Origin of the sequence: Lactiplantibacillus paraplantarum (assembly GCF_003641145.1) — a bacterium.
GTDB lineage: Bacteria > Bacillota > Bacilli > Lactobacillales > Lactobacillaceae > Lactiplantibacillus > Lactiplantibacillus paraplantarum.
Genome location: NZ_CP032744.1, coordinates 449,313 through 468,689, shown reverse-complemented (window position 1 = coordinate 468,689; position 19,377 = coordinate 449,313). Strand labels below are relative to the sequence as shown.

Here is a 19,377-nt window from a genome sequence, read left to right as displayed (position 1 = left end):
TACTATTTCTGAATGACCGTAGTCATAATTGAACGTTTCGACAAAGTAGAGAATGCCCTCTGATATTTCACTTAAAGTTCCAGTATCAAAATAGTCAACAAAAAATCAAAGCGGCCACCTTTCATTTCATTAAATGAACAAGTAAGAGACCGGCGTAGTATGCGAAGAAACCTTCTTCACATACTACGCCGGTCGTTATTAATATTAAATTCAGTTACACCCTATTGAATCCGGTCACTAAAGTGTAAGACCCGATCAAGGCTGTACATAATTGGTGCGGTGATGCTCATGATAATCAACTCTGATAAAGCGGTCGTTAAATACGTCGGCCAGAAAGCGACACCACTACTCATCATGGTAATCATCAGCGCAATCATAAACATCGAAACCGTGAACAACACGATGTTTAGTAGCATCCGCTGCCAAACCGTCTTTAACTTGGGGGCCAACCACGTCAATACTAGTAGTGCTAGCAATGATTGCCCACCACCGAAGAGGACGTTAAGGAGACTCGCCCCCGGACCAAAGGCGTCAAACAAAATAACGCCGGCAACAATCCCCCAGATATACTTACGATTGAACACAGCTAAGTGATTCAATCCTTCAGAAACGCGGAATTGAATTGCGCCCGATGCCAGGCTAAATGCTGCAGGGCCTAGGCATAATACAACATACATTGCAGCGACCAAAGCATTGATGATCCATGGCCGAATTTTCGATTGTGTCATTCGCTTAATTCCTCCTAGTTTTTTAACGTGGGATGGTTACGAACCACGTATTGATTGAAACAAAGCGAATATAATCGTAGCACGCTCGCGCTGTTCCCGCAAGCACAGCTAGTCGAAAATGCTGGTCGGAATAAATAAGTTGCCTAAAGTTGCGGCCATAATAGCCTTGATTGCTGGCATTCGGTTCGCGGCTTCTTCAAAAACGACCGCCTGCGGACTTTGAAAAACATCATCCGTAATTTCAAACGCCGTCATCCCATATTGTTCACCTAGTTGAGCCCCAATCTTCGTCTTCACATCGTGTAGTGCTGGCAAACAGTGCATGACGATTGTTGATGTCTTACCGGTTGCTGCAAGTAGCGCAGCGTTGATCTGAAACGGCAATAATTGTTTGATCCGAGTGCCATAGTCGACCTGCTCGCCCATCGAGACCCAGACATCCGTATACAGTGCATCGGCGTGGGCCACGGCTTGCTGAGGATCTGCCGTGATCACAACCGTACTACCAGCTGTCTGCGCATACTGCTGAGCCAACGCGACAACTGCTGGTGCTGGTTGTAACGCTGCCGGGGCCCCGATAGCCATATTGATTCCGAGCATCGCACCCGCTACAAGTAAACTATTTGCCATATTATTGCGGCCATCACCAACGTACGCCAGCGTCAGTCCTTTCAAATGACCAAAGTGTTCCTTCAACGTTAAAAAATCCGCTAAAATCTGTGTGGGGTGCCACTCATCGGTCAACCCGTTCCAGACTGGAACACCGCTATAGGTCGCCAAGTCCTCCACCGTGCTTTGCTTAAATCCCCGAAACTCAATACCATCATACATTGACCCTAGCACTTTCGCGGTGTCAACAACTGATTCCTTCGTTCCAAATTGAATGTCGTCCTTACCTAGAAACTCTGGATTTGCGCCCAGATCATTGGCCGCCACAGTAAATGCGGAGCGCGTCCGCGTTGACGTCTTTTCAAATAACAACGCAATATTTTTCCCTTGTAAATACGGGTGTGGAATATGGTGTGCTTTAAGGGTCTTCAAATGACTAGCAAAGTCAATTAAATACGTTAATTCAGCTGGTGTGAAGTCAATCTCCTTTAAAAATGACCGACCTTCAAATTGATTATTCATTCGTCGTAACCTCCGTCGTCAAAGCTGTCAGCACTTGTGCAATCTGGGCAATACCCGCTAATAGATCGGCTGGTTGCATCACAATTGGGGGTAACAAGCGCAACGTATTATCGCCGGCCGATAATGTCAATAAGCCCTCTGCTTGCAACTGGGTGATGACCTGGTTAACTGGAACTCGTTCATCTAAGTGGATCCCAATCATCAGCCCCTTACCCGTGACGCGTTTAACTACTGGTAACGGCTCAACCTGGGTCGTTAGGGCTTGCCAAACAAGCTCGGCATGGGCCCGAACAGTCGTTAACAAAGCTGGTGTTAATTGTGCCAACACACACTTCGCTGCGGCCATGGCAACGGCATTACCGGCGAACGTCGAGCCATGGCTACCCGGACCAAAGGCTGTTGCTAATTGTCGCCGACCGACCATGGCGCCCACTGGTAGACCATTTGCCAGACCTTTAGCGACCGTATAAATATCGGGATCCAGTCCATAACCCTCATAGGCCATCCGGTAGCCAGTCCGACCGATTCCCGTCTGTACTTCATCGATGATTAATAAAACGCCCATCGCCTGACACTTGGTATTCACAGCTTGCAACCATGCTCGCTTACCAGCAAAAACGCCGCCTTCACCTTGGACCACTTCTAAAATCACGGCCGCCAAATCCGGCGTAATTTTGTCCAAGGCCGCGTCATCGTTATAAGTTGCAAACGTAATGCCTGGTACTAATGGCGCATAACCGGCCTGAATATGGGAATTGCCCGTCATTGACATGGCGCCATAGGTCCGACCATGAAATGAATGCTGAAACGCTAAAATCCCAGTCTTACCCGTGTACTTCCGCGCTAGCTTCAACGCTGCTTCATTGGCTTCAGTTCCCGAATTGGAAAAGTATACGAGGCGGTCCTCACCGTTTACTAACAGGCCCGCAACGGTATCTTGTAACTCATTTTCGTATAAATTTGACGTGTGCCAAATGTGCTTCAACTGTTGGGTGACAGCGGTTTGAATTTGAGATTGTTGGTAACCAAAGTTGCACACCCCGATCCCCGCCGTAAAATCTAAGTAGCTCTTACCATGGTTATCGGTCAAATGAACCCCCTGACCATCCGTGATGGCAAATGGAAAACGCTGATAGGTTGGAAAGACGTGTTGCATGGTCATACGGCCACCTCCTGAATAATTGCAGTTCCTGGTTGATCAATCGCATTTGTAATCACAGCCTGCTTGACCCCCGTCTGAATAGCTGCAATGGCAGCTTGTACTTTAGGCTGCATGCCCGCAGTAATCACGGCCGTCCTAATCAGTTGCTGGGCCTGTTGTGGCGATAGTGACGTCATCACATTGCCGTGATGCATAATGCCTGGAACATCGGTCAGCAACACTAACTTCTCAGCATGTAGCTGCTGTGCCAGGACGGTCGCTGCCATATCCGCATTGACATTGAGCCACTGTCCTGTGGCCGTTAACGCTAAGGGGGCTAAGACACCGATACGTTGCGTCAACAATTGTATTAATTGCACGCGATTGACACTAGTGAGTCGGCCAACATATCCCAGTTGTTGATAATCGATCAGCTCGCCAGTCAATAACTGGTTATCCGCCGCGTTGAGCCCTAACACTGGTAATTGATGCTGTGTCAATTGTGCGAGTAACGCCGGTTGCGCATCGCCCAGCAGTGCTAATTTAGTTAACGACAAAGTCGCCGCATCCGTCACCCGCAAACCATTAACCTTGTGGACGGGGACGGCACACTGCGTCATCAACCGATTGATCATTGGCCCACCACCGTGTACGATCAGAATCTGGTAGTGCTGTTGATACCACTGTGCGATCTGCTCAAAGAAAGCAGCGCTCAACTGGCTGATCGCTTGGCCCCCAATTTTAATTACAATTAGTTTTGTCATTTTCGCCACCTCCGCTTAAGTATGATAGCTCGCGTTAATTTTGACGTAGTTGTAAGTTAGATCACAGCCCCACGCTTGACCACTCGCTGTTCCATGGTGCAAATCGACATCGATAATAATCTGCTGATCATGCAAGGTTGCTTGCACCGCCGCCAAATCAAAGTCGACAGCCAAGCTCTGCTGCACGAGTAAGATGCCGTTCATTTCAATATCGACCGTTGCTACGTCGATGTCCGCATCAGTAGCACCAATCGTACTAATAATACGGCCCCAGTTCGGGTCTTCTCCAAAAATGGCTGCCTTGACAAGATTTGAGCCAACGATTGCCTTAGCAATTTGTTGACCATCAACCGTCGTAGCTGCGTGGGTCACATTGCACTCAACTAACTTAGTCGCACCTTCACCGTCAGCCGCAATTTGCTTGGCAAGTTGGCCTAAGACATAGTGCAATGCTTGATTAAAAATATCGTAGTCTGCGGTACCGGCTTGTAAGCTAGGATTATCCGCCAAACCATTCGCTAACGTGACTACCATATCATTAGTAGACGTGTCCCCATCGACCGTAATCTGATTAAACGTCTGATCAACATTGGCGCTTAGCATCGCTTGTAAGACGTCCCCATCAACTTGCGCATCGGTTGTTACAAAACCGAGCATCGTTGCCATCTTGGGATGAATCATACCAGAACCCTTGGCAAAACCCGTCAAAGTAACCAAATGGCCGCTAAGTTCACATTGCACACAGACGGTTTTCGGATGTTGATCCGTAGTTAACACCGCATAGGTCACCGCGTCACTCTTAGTTGGCGTCAATTGTGGCAGGCCATTTTCAATCTTGTCCATCGGTAACTGGGCACCAATCAATCCCGTTGAAGCCAAACCAATCAAATCAGGAGTAACGTTTAACTTATTAGCTAGCCAAGCTTGCTCCTGTAGGGCATTCTGCCACCCTTGTTCACCGGTACAAGAATTGGCGATCGCACTATTCAATAACAGACCTTGTAGTTGATGATTCTGATCAATCATTAGTTTAGTTAGCTTAGTCGGCGCTGCTTGAAACTGATTCGTCGTATAAGTTCCAGCTGCACTGGCAGGCACCTTTGAAAACAACCAGCCAAAGTCTTTCTTGTGACGGCGCAGACCAATATGAATACCATCACTATAAAACCCCGCTGGCCACTGAAAGGCAACCGTTTCAAATTTCGTATTCGTTAAAACTTGCATCTACATAACTTCCTCTCTTATCACACCATATTCACGATTCATGGAAATACAGGTAACGTTGGCAATCCGGTCGTAACAGCAAAATCAAAATAGCGATTGAAATTCTGGATTGCCTGTCCCGCAGCCCCCTTCATTAAGTTATCAATCACGCTCACAACCACAACGGTATTCGTGACTGGATTGTAATTTACCCCGAGCGCACAGTTGTTAGACCCGATGACATCTTTGATCGTTGGCATTCCCGTCGGTAGCACTTGCACAAACGGTTGCTCGTGATAGGTTGTCATAAATGCATCCCGGACCTGTGCTGTCGTCAGTGGTTGCTTTGCTTTGGCGTAAATCGTTGCCATGATCCCTCGTGTTACCGGAATCAACGTTGTTGTAAATTCGATTGCGGGAATGGTTGGCCACCATTGTTGTAACTGTTGCATCATTTCAGGAATATGTTGATGCTGATTCAATTTATATAAGCTCACATTGTCATTGACAGTGACGTAATGACTAGCAGTCGTTGCACGCTTGCCAGCACCAGATAACCCGGACTTGGCATCGACTACAATCGAAGTTGGCTCAATCAATTGTTGCTGCACAAGTGGGGCTAATCCTAATAATGTAGCAGTTGCATAACACCCAGGATTAGCAATGTAAGTCGTCAACGGTGATGGCATATCAGCCAAACCGTAACTAGCCTGTGCTAAGGCGGTAACTGGTGCCGGAGTGCGCTGATACCAGTGCTGATACTGTTGCGGATCGCGTAAACGAAAGTCACCAGATAAATCAATGACTGGAAAATGGGCAGCAATGAATGGTAAGGCCAGTTGGCACGTAATTCCAGCTGATGTCGCGAAAAAGACCATCGCATTATCGTGCATAATGGCAGCCGCATCGAACGGTCGAATGACTGCCGTTTCCTTCTGGTACATGGTCGCCACCGTCTTTAATGGAACGGCAGGGGCATCTGCATGTCCGTACAAGTGAATACCATCAACTTGTGGATGTTGTTTTAAAAGCTGGTATAGTACCATGCCACTGTAGCCCGTAACGCCAACTAGTGCGACTTGCATATAATCACCTCAAATATTCAAAAATAGTGTCTTAACCGCATATTCATGCAACGAACATGTTTCACACTATATTCTCATCGTTTTAAAAATGCAAGCTTTATTGGTAAAATATTCATTTTTATTCTTATTTTTGAATAAAAATAGCTTTATTCAGTGTTTTATACAAAAACTATGTATTTTTAATTGACATCCATCAAAAATTGCTGTTTACTTATTCCATTAGCAAGTCGAAATTTTAATCAAATCATCAGAAAGGATGCGATTGGGATGAACAAGTACTTAACATTAGCAGATGGCACACAATGGAGTGGAACGGCAATCGGAGAGCGCCAACTAGAGGCCGCGGGACGCGTCGTCTTTAATACAGGAATGAGCGGTTATCAGGAAACGCTGACTGATCCATCATATTTAAACCAAATGATTGCCTTTACCTACCCACTAATCGGTAATTATGGAATCGATCCGACCGTTTCACAGGCCCCAACGGTTGGCGCTCAAGCCATTATTGTTCACGAACTGGCTACCTTCACTGACCACTACACTAGCCGCCAGTCACTTGCCAATTTTCTAACGACACACCACGTTGCTGGCATCGAAGGGATTGATACTCGTGACCTAACGATCCATATCCGAGAAGCAGGCTCCCAGATGGCAATTTTAACTAATCATCCCGTCACTAACTTTAAGTCCAAGCTCGCTACTTTAACTTCACAGGCCTTAGTAGCCACACCACTTCCCGCCGTTACAACTACCAAGCAGCCCCGTATCGCCATCCTCAACTTTGGTGAAAAAGCAGCAATCAGTGCTGAATTGCAGGCACGTGGGGCTGATGTTATTGTTCTACCACCAACAACTAGCATCAAGGCCATTGCTGCCTACCATCCTGACGGTATTCTGCTATCCAATGGTCCTGGTGACCCCACTGATTATGGGGACTGCTTAGCAACCATCCGCCAGTTGGCACATCGTTATCCGCTTGCCGGTATTTGCTTAGGTCATCAACTGATTGCACTTGCGTATGGTGCTCGGACTTACCAGCTTCCATTTGGTCACCATGGACTGAATCATCCCGTTCAGGCTTGTGTCGACGGTAGCATTATGATGACTTCACAAAATCACGATTACGCGGTCGATCCAGCCTCAATCAAAGCTACACCACTAATTGTCACCCATACTGAACTAAATGATGGTAGTATCGAAGGACTGCGGTTACCCCACCAAGCGGTCATGTCAGTACAGTTTCATCCTGAAGCACATCCAGGCCCCAAAGAAGCCGGTCAATTTTTCGATAATTTCTTACTAACCATTCAAAAGGAGGCGGTAATTAATGCCTAAAAATACAACGATTCATACGATTGCTGTCATTGGCTCCGGTCCAATTAAGATTGGGCAAGCCGCTGAATTCGACTACGCTGGTACCCAAGCCTGTCTGAGTCTTAAAGCAGCCGGCTATCACGTTATTTTGATCAACTCGAACCCAGCAACCATTATGACTGATACGACTACCGCCGATGAAGTCTACTTAGAACCCCTAACTTTAAATAGTGTCACCAAAATCTTGCAAGCGACCCGTCCCGATGCCTTGCTACCAACCCTCGGCGGTCAGACAGGCTTGAACTTAGCAATGGCCCTAGATCAAGCTGGAGTCCTTAGTGATTTAAAAATTCAATTATTAGGCACGTCACTCGCCACCATTAATCAAGCTGAGGATCGGGCAGCCTTCAAAGCGCTTATGAATCAACTTCAGCAGCCAATCCCGGCAAGCACTACCGTTCACGATATTGCTAATGCATTGATATTTGCTGAAAAGATCGGCTATCCAGTCATTGTTCGTCCAGCCTTTACGCTCGGAGGATCTGGCGGCGGCATCGCCAATAATGCCGCCGAATTAACCCAAACGTTACAACGAGGACTAACCATGTCACCCGTCACCGAATGCCTGATTGAACAAAGTATTGCAGGCTTCAAAGAAATTGAATTCGAAGTCATGCGCGATAATCAGGGTACTAAGATTGTTGTCTGCTCAATGGAGAATTTTGATCCGGTCGGCGTTCATACTGGTGACTCCATCGTTTACGCACCAGTTCAGACTTTGACCGACACCGAATATCAACAGTTACGGACGGCGGCGTTAACCATTGTCGAGGCGCTCGATATTAAAGGCGGCTGTAACGTTCAGCTCGCTCAGGATCCACAAAGTCGGCAATACTATGTCATCGAAGTGAACCCACGGGTCAGCCGTTCATCCGCACTGGCCTCCAAAGCGACTGGCTATCCGATTGCCAAAATTGCCGCCGACATCGCGATTGGTCTAAATCTAGCGGAAATCAAAAATCCCGTGACACAAACAACCTACGCTGCTTTTGAACCCGCCTTAGACTATGTCGTCGCCAAAATTCCCCGCTTTGCTTTTGATAAGTTTCCAACGGCTGACGCCCATTTAGGAACACAGATGAAGGCGACCGGCGAAGTGATGGCGATCGGTTCGACAATCGAAGAAGCCACGCTCAAAGCGATTGCGTCCCTTGAAATCAGTCCTAGCATCCAAGCAACTTTAGTACCTGACCACCCCATCACGACCGCTGAATATGAAGATCAATTAATCCACCCGACGGATCAACGTCTCTTCTATCTATTAGCAGCACTTCAAGCGGGCTGGCCATTAGCAAAGTTAGCCACATTAACTCAAATCACGCCATTTTTCTTGAGTAAACTACAACATATTACCCAACTAATTCGTGATATCAAACAAGCCCCTACGATTAAGCACCTTTTAACGGCTAAAAAATATGGTTTGAGCCTGGCAACAATGGCCCACTATACGCAATATTCACTAACAAGTATCGCTGCTATGACAGCTGATTTACCATTCGTTTACAAAATGGTCGACACGTGTGCTGGTGAATTTACTAGTGTTACACCTTATTTTTACAGTACCGCCTTTGGTCAAACTAACGAGAGTCAGCCACTAGGACACAGCATTCTGGTACTCGGATCAGGTCCCATCCGAATTGGCCAAGGCATTGAATTCGACTACACGACCGTTCACTGTGTCAAAGCAATTCAGCAAGCTGGCTACCACGCTATCGTTGTCAATAACAACCCTGAAACAGTTTCAACGGACTTTTCAACCTCGGATAAACTCTATTTCGAACCACTGACAATTGAACGCTTGCTGCCAATTATTGAACTTGAACAACCAGTTGGCGTGATTGTACAATTTGGGGGACAAACGGCCATCAATTTGGCTCAACAGCTGACCGCATTAGGTATCCGGGTTCTTGGAACCAGCGTAGCGGCCACTAATCTAACTGAAGATCGACACGCTTTTGCTGACTGTCTTCATCAGTTGACTATCAACCAGGCCACTGGTACGACCATCACTAATTTAAGTGCAGCGTTACCTGCTGCTCATGCCATTGGTTATCCCCTACTCGTTCGTCCTAGCTTTGTCTTGGGTGGTCGTGCGATGGCCATCGTGCATAATGATCAAGAATTGATACCAGTCATCAAATCAGCCGTCGCTGCGGGACACGGTGCGCCAATCTTAATGGATCAGTATCTAGCTGGCATTGAATGCGAAGTGGATGTGCTATCCGATGGTACCGCTTGTTTCATTCCGGGAATCATGGAGCACATTGAAGGCGCTGGCGTTCATTCGGGTGATTCAATTACCGTCTATCCACCGCAACAGCTCAGTCCAGCGATCCAACACAAGATTGTCACGATTGCCACCAAATTAGCACAGCACTTACAATGCATTGGCATGATGAATATTCAATTTGTCGTCACCGACGATGTCTACGTGATTGACGTCAATCCACGGGCTAGTCGAACAGTTCCATATATGAGCAAGGTTACCCATTTGCCACTAGCGCAACTAGCAACCCAGTTGATTCTTGGTCAAAGTTTAGCATCGCTCAACTTGCGCCCCGGACTCTTGACGCCCGCCCCGCAACAAGTCGCTATCAAAGCCCCGGTCTTCTCCTTCAGCAAACTGCCAGCAGCGCCGGTGATCTTAAGTCCGGAGATGAAATCAACCGGCGAAACGCTAGGAGTCGGTCCAACGTTTGCAACCGCTTGGCACGCGGCGATGGCTGACAGTTATCACCTTAACAATTGGCAAGTTACAGATGGTATTATCACTGATGCTACGACCTTTGACCAACCCGAAGTTCAGGCCCTGTGCCAAGCCAACCATCTTTTGGTAACAACAATCACTCACATTGCCGATTGGCCCGCCACGACCAAGGCACTCGGCTTCACACTCAATGACCACCCTGATAATCCGGTTGCCACCGCTGCATTGAACCATGGACAGCCATTAATTACGGCCCTAGACACGCTTCGAACCTTACTAGCAAACATGCCGGCAAACGTGAGTCACTAGTTGTTCATGCACTTCCTCATACTACGACTCAGCAGACTTTCAGCCACGAACCATAGCGGCAACGGTCTTTATACTCACATTACCAACCACTAAAAAATGCTTATCAAGAACTGGCATCTCTGCCAATAGTCTTGATAAGCATTTTTAGTGGTTACCGTGCAGCCTGTTCATCACGCGCACCAAAATTTAATTTATCCTGAATTTGATGCCGAAAAGTCGCAAAATCTGCACTGACGCGTGACCGTGGATGCGGTAGTGGATTCGTTACAATTTCTTTGATCCTCCCGGGACGTGGTGTCATTACAATAATTCGATCACTCAAGTAAACGGCCTCATCGATATCATGCGTCACTAAAATCATAGTTGTTTGGGTCTGTTGCCAGACACGCTCAATGACATTTTGAATATCCGCACGTGTAAAGGCATCGAGCGCGCCCATCGGTTCATCCAAGAGTAAGATTTCTGGATTCATGATAATTGACCGTGCGAGGGCCGCCCGCTGTGCCATCCCACCAGAAACCTGATGGGGATAAGCATTTTCAAAACCGGTTAGCCCCATTAGTTCAATATAGTGATCGACTAATTGGCGATCATAATGTCGCCCCCGCGTCACTTTTAAGCCGACACTAATATTCTCCTTGATTGTTGCCCACGGAAAGAGGCTACCATGTTGAAAGACATAGCCACGAGAATAGTCCGGCTGCCTAATTTGCTGGTCATCAATTGTTAGTTGGCCGCTGGCTGGATGATCCAAACCAGAAATCAACCGTAGCAAGGTGGTCTTGCCGCAACCAGATGGTCCGATAATTGCAACAAACTCGCCAGGGTTGACGGTAAAATCGATGTCATCTAACACATCGATCTGGTGGCCAGCATTGTCTTGCAGCCGCTGATTGACATGTTTAACTGTTAGTAATCCCATCTATAAGTTCCTTTCTAGTGTGCCCCATCACGCCAACGCAGACAATAATCCTGAACCTTGGTAAACACTGCAAACAACACTGAGAATAGAATAGCCATAATCACGATGGCGGCATAAACTTGCGTATAATTGCCGGTACCCTTCGCCCAGTTGATGAACCAACCAAGACCGACCTTCGCACCAATCATTTCTGAAATCACAAGCATCGTAAATGACAAGCCCATAGCCGTATAAACCCCCGTAAAGATACTCGGTAACGCACCGGGAAGAACAATTTTGCGAACAATCTGCCATTCACTAAAGCCCAAAGTCTTCGCCGATTCGAAGTATTCCTTACTAATTCCTTGAACACCACCAATCGTCATGAAAGCTACTGGAAACCAGACTGAAAAAGCAATCAAGAAAACCTCGGCCATGTAACTAGTTGGAAAGATGACCATTGTCAGTGGCATCCAAGCGGCTGCGGGAATAATCCCAATAACCTTTAAGTACGGGAACGCCCAGTAGTTAAATTGCCGATAGCGGCCCATTCCCAGACCCAGCAAAATCCCCAGGAGGGTTCCAATAATAAAACTAATTAACCACAAAGCTAATGATGACACGGTGGAAGCCCAGAGTAACGCTGCATTTTCGCGCATCTGATCAAGGATTTGCGCAAAACTGACAAAAAATGGTTGTTCTAGAATCGCAAATTTCTCAGTCAGAAGGTCTTGGACAATCAGTAGCCCCCCTAATGAGGTATTCAACTGAGCAAAGTGACCATTATAGCGACGAATTCGGCCATGTGTCACTGCCCCAACGATTGTAACAATCAATAAATAGGCAAAGTAGCCACCTAAAAACCAATGATAAGTCTGATTATTAACAGTCTCTTGTGATGCGACCCATTGATTCTCAAAATATGCGATTGCTAATACTACTAAGCTGACAATATTCCAGGTCAGGTGCCAGGGCTTCCAGTATCTACCGGTTGTCTTGGCTGCCTGCGCAGCCTTCTTTCGACTCAATTGGACTGCTGTTATTTGCATACAGTTCCGCCTCCTTGAATTTAGTTCTTAGACAAGTCTGGATACCAATAGGCTTGTTTCAATAATTGTTTGTTATTCGTATTCTTCTTCAAATAGCCCGCTTGCTTCAATTGCTTGATATAATAACTTAAATCTTCCTTACCTGTTTTGAGATTTAATTCAAAGTGTTCATCCTTTAAGATCTGAGTCACATTCTTGACGTTGATAAACTTCGTCTTAGAAACATAGCCCTTATTCAATTCAATCTTAGCGGTCTCCTCAGGGTGCTTATTAATCCAAGCGGCGGCTTGCTTATATGAGCGCACAATGGCTTTAGCCTTTGCGGAATTCTCTTTGACTAACTTGCTAGAAACGTACAAGTAGCAGCAAGCACCTTTCGATTTCATGCCCATCGCAGCCATCTTGGCGTTGCCACTATTGTTATTATTATCGATAATAGTCTTAAAGCCTGATTCTTGTTGGGCTTGATAAGCGTATGGGTCCACCGTCCCAATTGCATCAACTTGACCCTTTTCAGCGGCTTTAGCTAATAAATCCGTACTGTAGACTTTCCAGGTCACGCCCGTCTTCGGGTCAATGCCTGCATGCTGGAGTGCAATGGACGTCACATATTGCGGTGTCGACCCTTGCGCCGGAATGCCAATCGTCTTACCCTTTAAATCCTTAACACGCTTAATGCTCGAATTTTTAGGGACTAACAACTTGATACATCCCTGATGAATCCCACCCACAGCCTTGATTTGGGCACCATTTTGAATCGCAGGTAAATATTGAAAATCACCATTTTGAGCGTCGTATTTACCACTCGCAAAACCCGCTTCTAGGTCACTAATATCACGTGGGTTAGCTACCAACTTAGCTTTAAGTCCGTTTTTCTTAAAGAAGCCCTTCTCATATGCAATATAATTGGGCGCATTACAGATAGAGCCATCCTTTGCTGGTATCGTCACTTCACCATACTTATAAGTCTTAGACGTCCCTTTACTGCTGGCGCTACTGCTACCACAACCCGCTAACACCGTCCCCAGTGCAATAAAACTCAATAACCCAAAAACAATTCCCTTTTTTCGCATATGTGCAACCTCCCAAAAAATTATGAAACAAAAAAATCGCCCCGCTGTCGTTATGACAGAAGGACGATTACTCGTGTTACCACCTTTAATTTGGCTATTCCTCGCAAAATAACCCTCATCAGGTACGTCAACCTCACCGAATTGAGATACCCTTGTCCGTTATCGGGGACCACCGTCAGTACTTAATCATTCGGTACTGAATGCTCCAAGACCATTTTCAACTATATGGAGATACCGGCTTACACCTTGCCCGGCTCTCTGTGAACTCCACAATCAGTTTACTTATCTTATCACGGCATGCGAATAATTAGAATATAATTAGATTATAGTTCTAAGTTCACACTTGTCAACATGAATTTTATTATTATCAGACTGATCTATAACTTTAAGCAATTGTGTTTATTCGCAAAGCCGCTAATATTAAAGTACTTACAGACCACTAAATTAATTTAGCACCCAACTATCACTCACCCTAAAAATTAAAACAAGATGAGTTTTTAGTTAATGCTCACTAGTTATCGACCTGTTGCCCCTTAAAATCAACCTAATCAGCACCCGTGCACTTTTTTTCAGTGATTGGTAATGCCGGAATTCCATTAAACAATATCGGCACAGTCTCAACGGTCACCTCAGAGAACTCTAAACCAAACCATTTGGCCGGTGTTGTCGCATATTTTTTAATCGCCAACTTCGTCTCAATCACTAACCGATCCAGTCGGGATAATTGACTACCATTTTCTAATTTTTCTTCGATAATGACAAAGCGAAAGTCCCCGACGTCTCGACCAGGTGTGACCGAATACGTCTGCCGTTGTGAGGCTAACCGGCCCGTAGCCATCAAGTCCCGCACAATGGTCCGTAGATAACGGTTAATATCTTGTCGGACGCGGAAGCCCAAATATAGTTTAACCGTTACCAGATAATCCGTCGCCAATGTATCAACCGTGTATTCAGCAGTGTATGGCTCATCTGTAATTGTGACGTTAACAAACCAGTAAACATCTGCACGCTTGGGCCATTTATCTAGGATCGAATACAACACCTTGCGTTCGACTTGATCACCGTTCATCCGGCTCGTCAAGAAGACAACGTTGGTTTGAAACTTATCAACCGTCTGATCGTCGCGTAATTTAGCTAGTTGATCTTGATATTGTCGCAAACTAAGCGGCTGATTATGTTGTTTCACAATTTGTTCTCCGCGATACCACACCACCATCACTACAAAAATCACTAATGCTAGCCCTACTGCCACGTAACCACCGTGCCAGAACTTAGCTGCACTGGCAATTAAGAAGATTAATTCGATCATTGCAAAAAATCCGGTTAGCAATCCAGCCCCCAGCACGGGTACTCGCTTTTGTCGCATAAACGCGTAAATCAAAGTCGTCGTCATGAGCATCGTCAATGTGATTGCTAATCCGTACGCGGCCTCCATCCTTTCACTAGTTTGAAAGAAGATGACAAGAATACTAGTCACGCCCCACAACCCCCAGTTAATGACCGGCAAATACATTTGGCCAACGGCTTTACCTGGATAGGTCGTCAGTAGTCGTGGGAATAGTTTGAGTCGAATCGCCTCGCTAACTAACGTAAACGAGCCACTGATTAACGATTGTGACGCAATAATTGCGGCTAAGGTCGCAAAAACAACCGCCGCCATCGTTAAGTTAGCCGGTAACATGGCAAAGAATGGATTGACCGCGCCTTGAAATTTCTGGCCGGGACCCAGAATCCAGGCGGCCTGACCAAAATAACTGAGCAGTAGACAAAGCTTGACATACGGCCAGCTCAAGCGAATATTGGTTTTACCAACGTGGCCAAGATCGCTATATAACGCCTCGGCCCCAGTAGTCGCTAGAAAGACACTTCCTAAAATCAAAATTCCCATCTTATTCGCTGGACTGATCAAAAGTAACCAAGCATAGTAAGGATTCAGTGCGCGCAATATCGTCCAATCTTGCGACAAATTCACAAGGCCACTGATACCCAGGAACGTAAACCACCCTAACATGATTGGACCGAATAATTTACCAATCGTATTAGTCCCAAAACGCTGTAACATAAATAGTAATGTGATGATACCAAGTGTTATTAAAATAATGGTTCTTTGACTGGTCCCGAATAGTTGTACATAGGCTGGAACATCGCGCAAACCTTCGATGGCTGTTGTCACCGTCACTGCAGGCGTCAATGCGCCATCTGCTAGTAACGCTGCGCCACCAATCATGGCCGGAATGACTAACCAGCGTGCGCGGTGGCGCACTAATGCAAAGAGGGAAAAGATACCACCCTCGCCATGATTATCAGCATTCAACGCAATGAGAACGTACTTGATTGTTGTCAACAACGTCATCGTCCAAAAGACTAAGGAAACGGCCCCAAACATAAAATGTTCATCGATGGCTTGCAAGCCCCCTTGACCAGTGACAATTGCTTTCATCACGTATAAGGGACTAGTACCAATATCGCCGTATACCACGCCCATTGCAACTAAGAGACCAGCCGCACGGCGTTTATTAAACTTAGACTGATTACTCATCGTGTGTCATCCTTTCGACCACATCTAACACTGACAGCCAGCCAATATCATCCTGTATAATGGGTTCAATTAGTTTACCTAAACACTCATAGAAAGACAATGATAATGCACACCGATCTCACAACCGATGTCATTAATAGGCTCCGCGTGCACCAACCAATATTAATTGATCGAGAAGCTGACACAAAAAAAGACCACCAATTCAAATTACTGAATTGGTAGTCATACTCGGTCATCGCACCGAAATAGCTCAATTATGTAAACAATTTATCCCCATTGATTGACTATGATTGGAACGTGCGTTGTGGCCGTCGTCGTGTTCGATCAGCTAATCCGATACTAATTTGTAACGCATTGTCAACTCGGCGCATCGTTTGCTCATCCAAATGTGTCACGCGATCTTTAAGTCGTTGCTTATCAATCGTTCGCACCTGTTCTAACAACACAACCGAATTTTTTTCAATCCCCGTATGGGCAGCGTTAATGTTCACATGTGTCGGCATCTTCGCTTTTTGAACCTTGGCAGTAATTGCCGCGACAATTACCGTGGGACTGTAATGGTTACCGACATTATTTTGCACGATTAGTACAGGACGCATGCCTCCTTGTTCGGAGCCTACGACTGGTGATAAATCTGCATAAAAGATGTCACCACGCTTAATGTCAGCTGCGGCCATCGCCTCATCTCCCTTTATTCGATACCCTGTGTAACGATAGTACCCCAATATAACTATCTTGCTATTCATAATAGCATGAACCATTCACTTTTAGCAACCGTTTACCAATTTAATCCAATGAACTAATCGCTAAGTACTGATAAAACTAATACTTCTGGCTCGTTAACTAAGAATCGCATCCGGACCTCCCCACTCACTTAAAAATAAATGAACTTATATTCACCGATGGCAAACCATGTCTAAGCTAACAACGCACCATCCGCTAACCCGATCCTCTTATCAAAGCAAATAACATCAAAATAAAAATGAGTGCTAGTATTTTTTCTAGCACCCATTTCTAATTTTCAACATTAGCAGCAGTCCGATATACGCACACCGGTAGTTTATAACCTAATTAACCTCAACTACTTAGTCGTCCTTAATCGATATACACTCTAGGAACTCGTGGTGCTAACCCACAAGCAATCTCATAATGAATCGTCCCACAGTAGTCAGCAACATCTTGTAGTGTAATAGTATGTTCGCCGTCCGTTCCCACCAAAGTGACCTTCGCGCCCACTGACATTTCACGTGGCAATCGTACCATCAATTGATCCATGCAAACCCGCCCCACGATTTCACAAAACTCACCGTCAACAAGCACGTGGAATCCTTGTAACCGGCGTTCATAGCCATCTGCGTAACCAATAGGAACCGTCCCAATCCACTCATCTTGAGCAGCCGTATACGTCGCACCATAACTGACCGATTTACCCCGAGCCAAACGTTTAACAAATGTCAGGCGCGCCGTTAATGATAAGGCCGGTTGCAACGGATACGGAGCACTGAGCTCACGACCAGAAGGATTCAGGCCATAAAGTGCGACCCCGAAGCGGATCATGTTACCATTGCAAGCTTGGTGCCATAAACTAGTGGCCGAATTCGACACGTGGACATAACGTGGTAGCTCGTCCACGGCCGCAATCAACCTTTTCCAATTGTTTAACTGATGGGTGAAGTACGTATCATCGGCTTGGTCGGCAGTTGCAAAGTGCGTAAAGATCCCCTCAAAATCAAATGGTGATTGAGACCGACGCAAAGTTGCAACCGCAGCTGCCAATTCTTCAGGCGTTTGAAATCCGATGCGTCCCATGCCAGTATCCAACGCAAGATGAACGTGCAACGGCGCTGTCACTTGGTTAGCTGCTAAAATATCTGCGGCCGTGGTCAACCAATCCTGCGTTCCAACGGCTAGTGAAATATCCTTTTCAGCTACCAGTGGGGCGTATTCCGGTTCCGTAATTCCAAGTACTAGGATGGGTTCCGCAAAACCAGCAGCGCGCAACGCCAAAGCTTCATCTAAGATTGCAACACAAAAGCCCGTTGCGCCAGCTTCTTTAGCAGCCTGGGCAACCTGGATAATTCCGTGTCCATAGCCATTGGCCTTAACAACTGCCCACAATTCGGTTAACTCATCCTTTTGGGCCATTTCATTACTGATATTCGTCTTAATTGCCTGCAAGTCGACTGTGACTTGTGTGTGGCGGTGCTCCCCAATTACAACCATCACAAATTGCCTCTTTCCAATATAACTTGTGTCATTACTAACGTATCTGTATGTGAAATCGAAATCCACGCGGAACCATCAAACGGGTGGCGCGTGACTTCCGGTTTACCCTGGGCGTTATCTAAAATCTCGATGTCTTGAAATCCAACTGCCGCACCGATTCCCGTACCATATGCCTTACTATATGCTTCCTTAGCTGAAAAACGCCCTGCCATAAACTCAATCTGGCGTTTAACCGGGTAACGTGAAAACACCGCTAACTCAGCCGGTGTTAAAACCTTTTCAGGTAATCGCAGTCCTTTCGCTAGAATCATCTCAATCCGACTCAGCTCAGTTAAATCAATGCCGGTTCCATATATCACGCTGCTCCCCCCCTTTATCTCATTATTATCATGTTAACTTAGGTTGATGTTTCCAATTTACCACAGCTACTGCCGCGATAAAAGGGCCCAAACACGCAATCTTTTCATGTCAGCATGAATTATTGTTAAAACGTTCCAGTTTAATTGGTTTGTTGCTCGTCAGCACTTGTTCGTCCTATGCCGACCTCCGGGGCTGGGTGACAATTGCTGGAACGCAGCCGACATCGATTTGAGCTAACGCATAACCCGCGTCATCTCAAATACGAGTCTTATTCTAAGCCGGAAGGAAATCACTTCCGACTAAGAATAATTTGGCTACTGAGCATTGTCACCCAGCCCCTCCAGTCTCAAGCCACGGGTTGAAGCCGAGCATTGTCTAGCCAACGGATTAATGCGGTTTGGGCATTTGTCCGTTGGCTATTTTGATACCGGAACTTTAAACGAGACGTTAGGGTTACCCTAACCACTTTGTTGAGGTGTTCTATTATTACTATAGTAATTCCGAAATAGCGAGCTATCCCAATATCTTTTCGACCTAACAGTTGATTAACAAAATTACTGTTTATGAAGAACAATGACAAATTCATCAAAAGTTGGGTACATCTTCGTCCGCCATTCGAATACTGTCCCGACTGGAAGGCGTTTCGCCCAATGCTCAGCATTGCAAGAGTGTGAGGTTCAGACGGGTTGAGACTGAGGATTAGCCTAGCTAGGGCGGTTAAGCGGTGAATTTCCGCTTGGCGTCATAGCGTAGCTAACCGGAAGTCTCAGTCTGACCCGAACACGTT

The 19,377-nt window shown here is 46.1% G+C and carries 15 protein-coding genes, 1 riboswitch and 1 other annotated feature; of the genes, 2 read left to right on the top strand and 13 right to left on the bottom strand.

Annotation, left to right across the window (positions count from 1 at the left end; all coding sequences use genetic code 11):
* Window positions 1-221: 221 nt before the first annotated feature.
* The 6 genes from LP667_RS02205 to argC all read right to left on the bottom strand — a co-directional run bounded on the left by LP667_RS02205 (window position 222) and on the right by argC (window position 6,052).
* Window positions 222-728, bottom strand: a complete 507-nt coding sequence (locus tag LP667_RS02205; protein WP_021732320.1) for a QueT transporter family protein — start codon at window positions 726-728, stop codon at window positions 222-224.
* Between the two features lie 8 nt (window positions 729-736).
* Window positions 737-781: riboswitch (PreQ1 riboswitch) on the bottom strand.
* A 55-nt stretch (window positions 782-836) separates the two neighbouring features.
* Window positions 837-1,859, bottom strand: a complete 1,023-nt coding sequence (argF, locus tag LP667_RS02200; RefSeq protein ID WP_021732321.1) for an ornithine carbamoyltransferase — start codon at window positions 1,857-1,859, stop codon at window positions 837-839.
* Window positions 1,852-3,021: an acetylornithine transaminase gene (locus tag LP667_RS02195; protein WP_056988547.1), complete on the bottom strand. Its 1,170-nt coding sequence runs from the start codon at window positions 3,019-3,021 to the stop codon at window positions 1,852-1,854. Before LP667_RS02195 ends, argF begins: the two co-directional genes overlap by 8 nt.
* A complete protein-coding gene (argB, locus tag LP667_RS02190) occupies window positions 3,018-3,764 on the bottom strand; it encodes an acetylglutamate kinase (protein ID WP_021732323.1) in 747 nt (248 codons plus the stop codon). The genes LP667_RS02195 and argB overlap by 4 nt, the downstream gene beginning before the upstream one ends.
* 15 nt (window positions 3,765-3,779) lie before the next feature.
* Window positions 3,780-4,988 carry a bifunctional glutamate N-acetyltransferase/amino-acid acetyltransferase ArgJ gene (gene argJ / locus LP667_RS02185; protein WP_021732324.1) on the bottom strand — a complete coding sequence of 403 codons (1,209 nt, stop codon included), beginning with the start codon at window positions 4,986-4,988 and terminating at the stop codon, window positions 3,780-3,782.
* 38 nt (window positions 4,989-5,026) lie between these two features.
* Window positions 5,027-6,052: an N-acetyl-gamma-glutamyl-phosphate reductase gene (gene argC / locus LP667_RS02180; protein WP_021732325.1), complete on the bottom strand. Its 1,026-nt coding sequence runs from the start codon at window positions 6,050-6,052 to the stop codon at window positions 5,027-5,029.
* A 267-nt stretch (window positions 6,053-6,319) separates the two neighbouring features.
* On the opposite strand from argC, the gene LP667_RS02175 reads away from it, so the two are divergent.
* Together LP667_RS02175 and carB are read left to right on the top strand one after the other, a co-directional pair.
* Complete coding sequence (locus LP667_RS02175) at window positions 6,320-7,387, top strand: carbamoyl phosphate synthase small subunit (protein WP_021732326.1); 1,068 nt, start codon at window positions 6,320-6,322, stop codon at window positions 7,385-7,387.
* Window positions 7,380-10,442 (top strand): carbamoyl-phosphate synthase large subunit, encoded by a 3,063-nt coding sequence (gene carB / locus LP667_RS02170; protein WP_021732327.1) that lies wholly within the window; start codon window positions 7,380-7,382, stop codon window positions 10,440-10,442. The genes LP667_RS02175 and carB overlap by 8 nt, the downstream gene beginning before the upstream one ends.
* Window positions 10,443-10,593: 151 nt before the next feature.
* Here carB and LP667_RS02165 read toward each other — a convergent pair whose 3' ends face one another.
* The 7 genes from LP667_RS02165 to acpS all read right to left on the bottom strand — a co-directional run bounded on the left by LP667_RS02165 (window position 10,594) and on the right by acpS (window position 18,589).
* Window positions 10,594-11,364: an ABC transporter ATP-binding protein gene (locus tag LP667_RS02165; RefSeq protein WP_021732328.1), complete on the bottom strand. Its 771-nt coding sequence runs from the start codon at window positions 11,362-11,364 to the stop codon at window positions 10,594-10,596.
* Between the two features lie 14 nt (window positions 11,365-11,378).
* Window positions 11,379-12,392 carry an ABC transporter permease gene (locus tag LP667_RS02160; RefSeq protein ID WP_021732329.1) on the bottom strand — a complete coding sequence of 338 codons (1,014 nt, stop codon included), beginning with the start codon at window positions 12,390-12,392 and terminating at the stop codon, window positions 11,379-11,381.
* 20 nt (window positions 12,393-12,412) lie between these two features.
* Complete coding sequence (locus LP667_RS02155) at window positions 12,413-13,465, bottom strand: ABC transporter substrate-binding protein (RefSeq protein WP_021732330.1); 1,053 nt, start codon at window positions 13,463-13,465, stop codon at window positions 12,413-12,415.
* 56 nt (window positions 13,466-13,521) lie between these two features.
* Window positions 13,522-13,768, bottom strand: a binding site (T-box leader).
* Between the two features lie 241 nt (window positions 13,769-14,009).
* Window positions 14,010-16,004, bottom strand: a complete 1,995-nt coding sequence (locus tag LP667_RS02150; RefSeq protein WP_021732331.1) for a KUP/HAK/KT family potassium transporter — start codon at window positions 16,002-16,004, stop codon at window positions 14,010-14,012.
* 284 nt (window positions 16,005-16,288) lie between these two features.
* Window positions 16,289-16,681 carry a type II toxin-antitoxin system PemK/MazF family toxin gene (locus LP667_RS02145; RefSeq protein ID WP_021732332.1) on the bottom strand — a complete coding sequence of 131 codons (393 nt, stop codon included), beginning with the start codon at window positions 16,679-16,681 and terminating at the stop codon, window positions 16,289-16,291.
* Between the two features lie 418 nt (window positions 16,682-17,099).
* The gene (gene alr / locus LP667_RS02140; RefSeq protein ID WP_021732333.1) at window positions 17,100-18,227 is read right to left on the bottom strand and encodes an alanine racemase; all 1,128 of its coding nucleotides are present in this window, start codon (window positions 18,225-18,227) and stop codon (window positions 17,100-17,102) included.
* Complete coding sequence (gene acpS, locus LP667_RS02135) at window positions 18,227-18,589, bottom strand: holo-ACP synthase (RefSeq protein WP_021732334.1); 363 nt, start codon at window positions 18,587-18,589, stop codon at window positions 18,227-18,229. Before acpS ends, alr begins: the two co-directional genes overlap by 1 nt.
* Window positions 18,590-19,377: the final 788 nt, after the last annotated feature.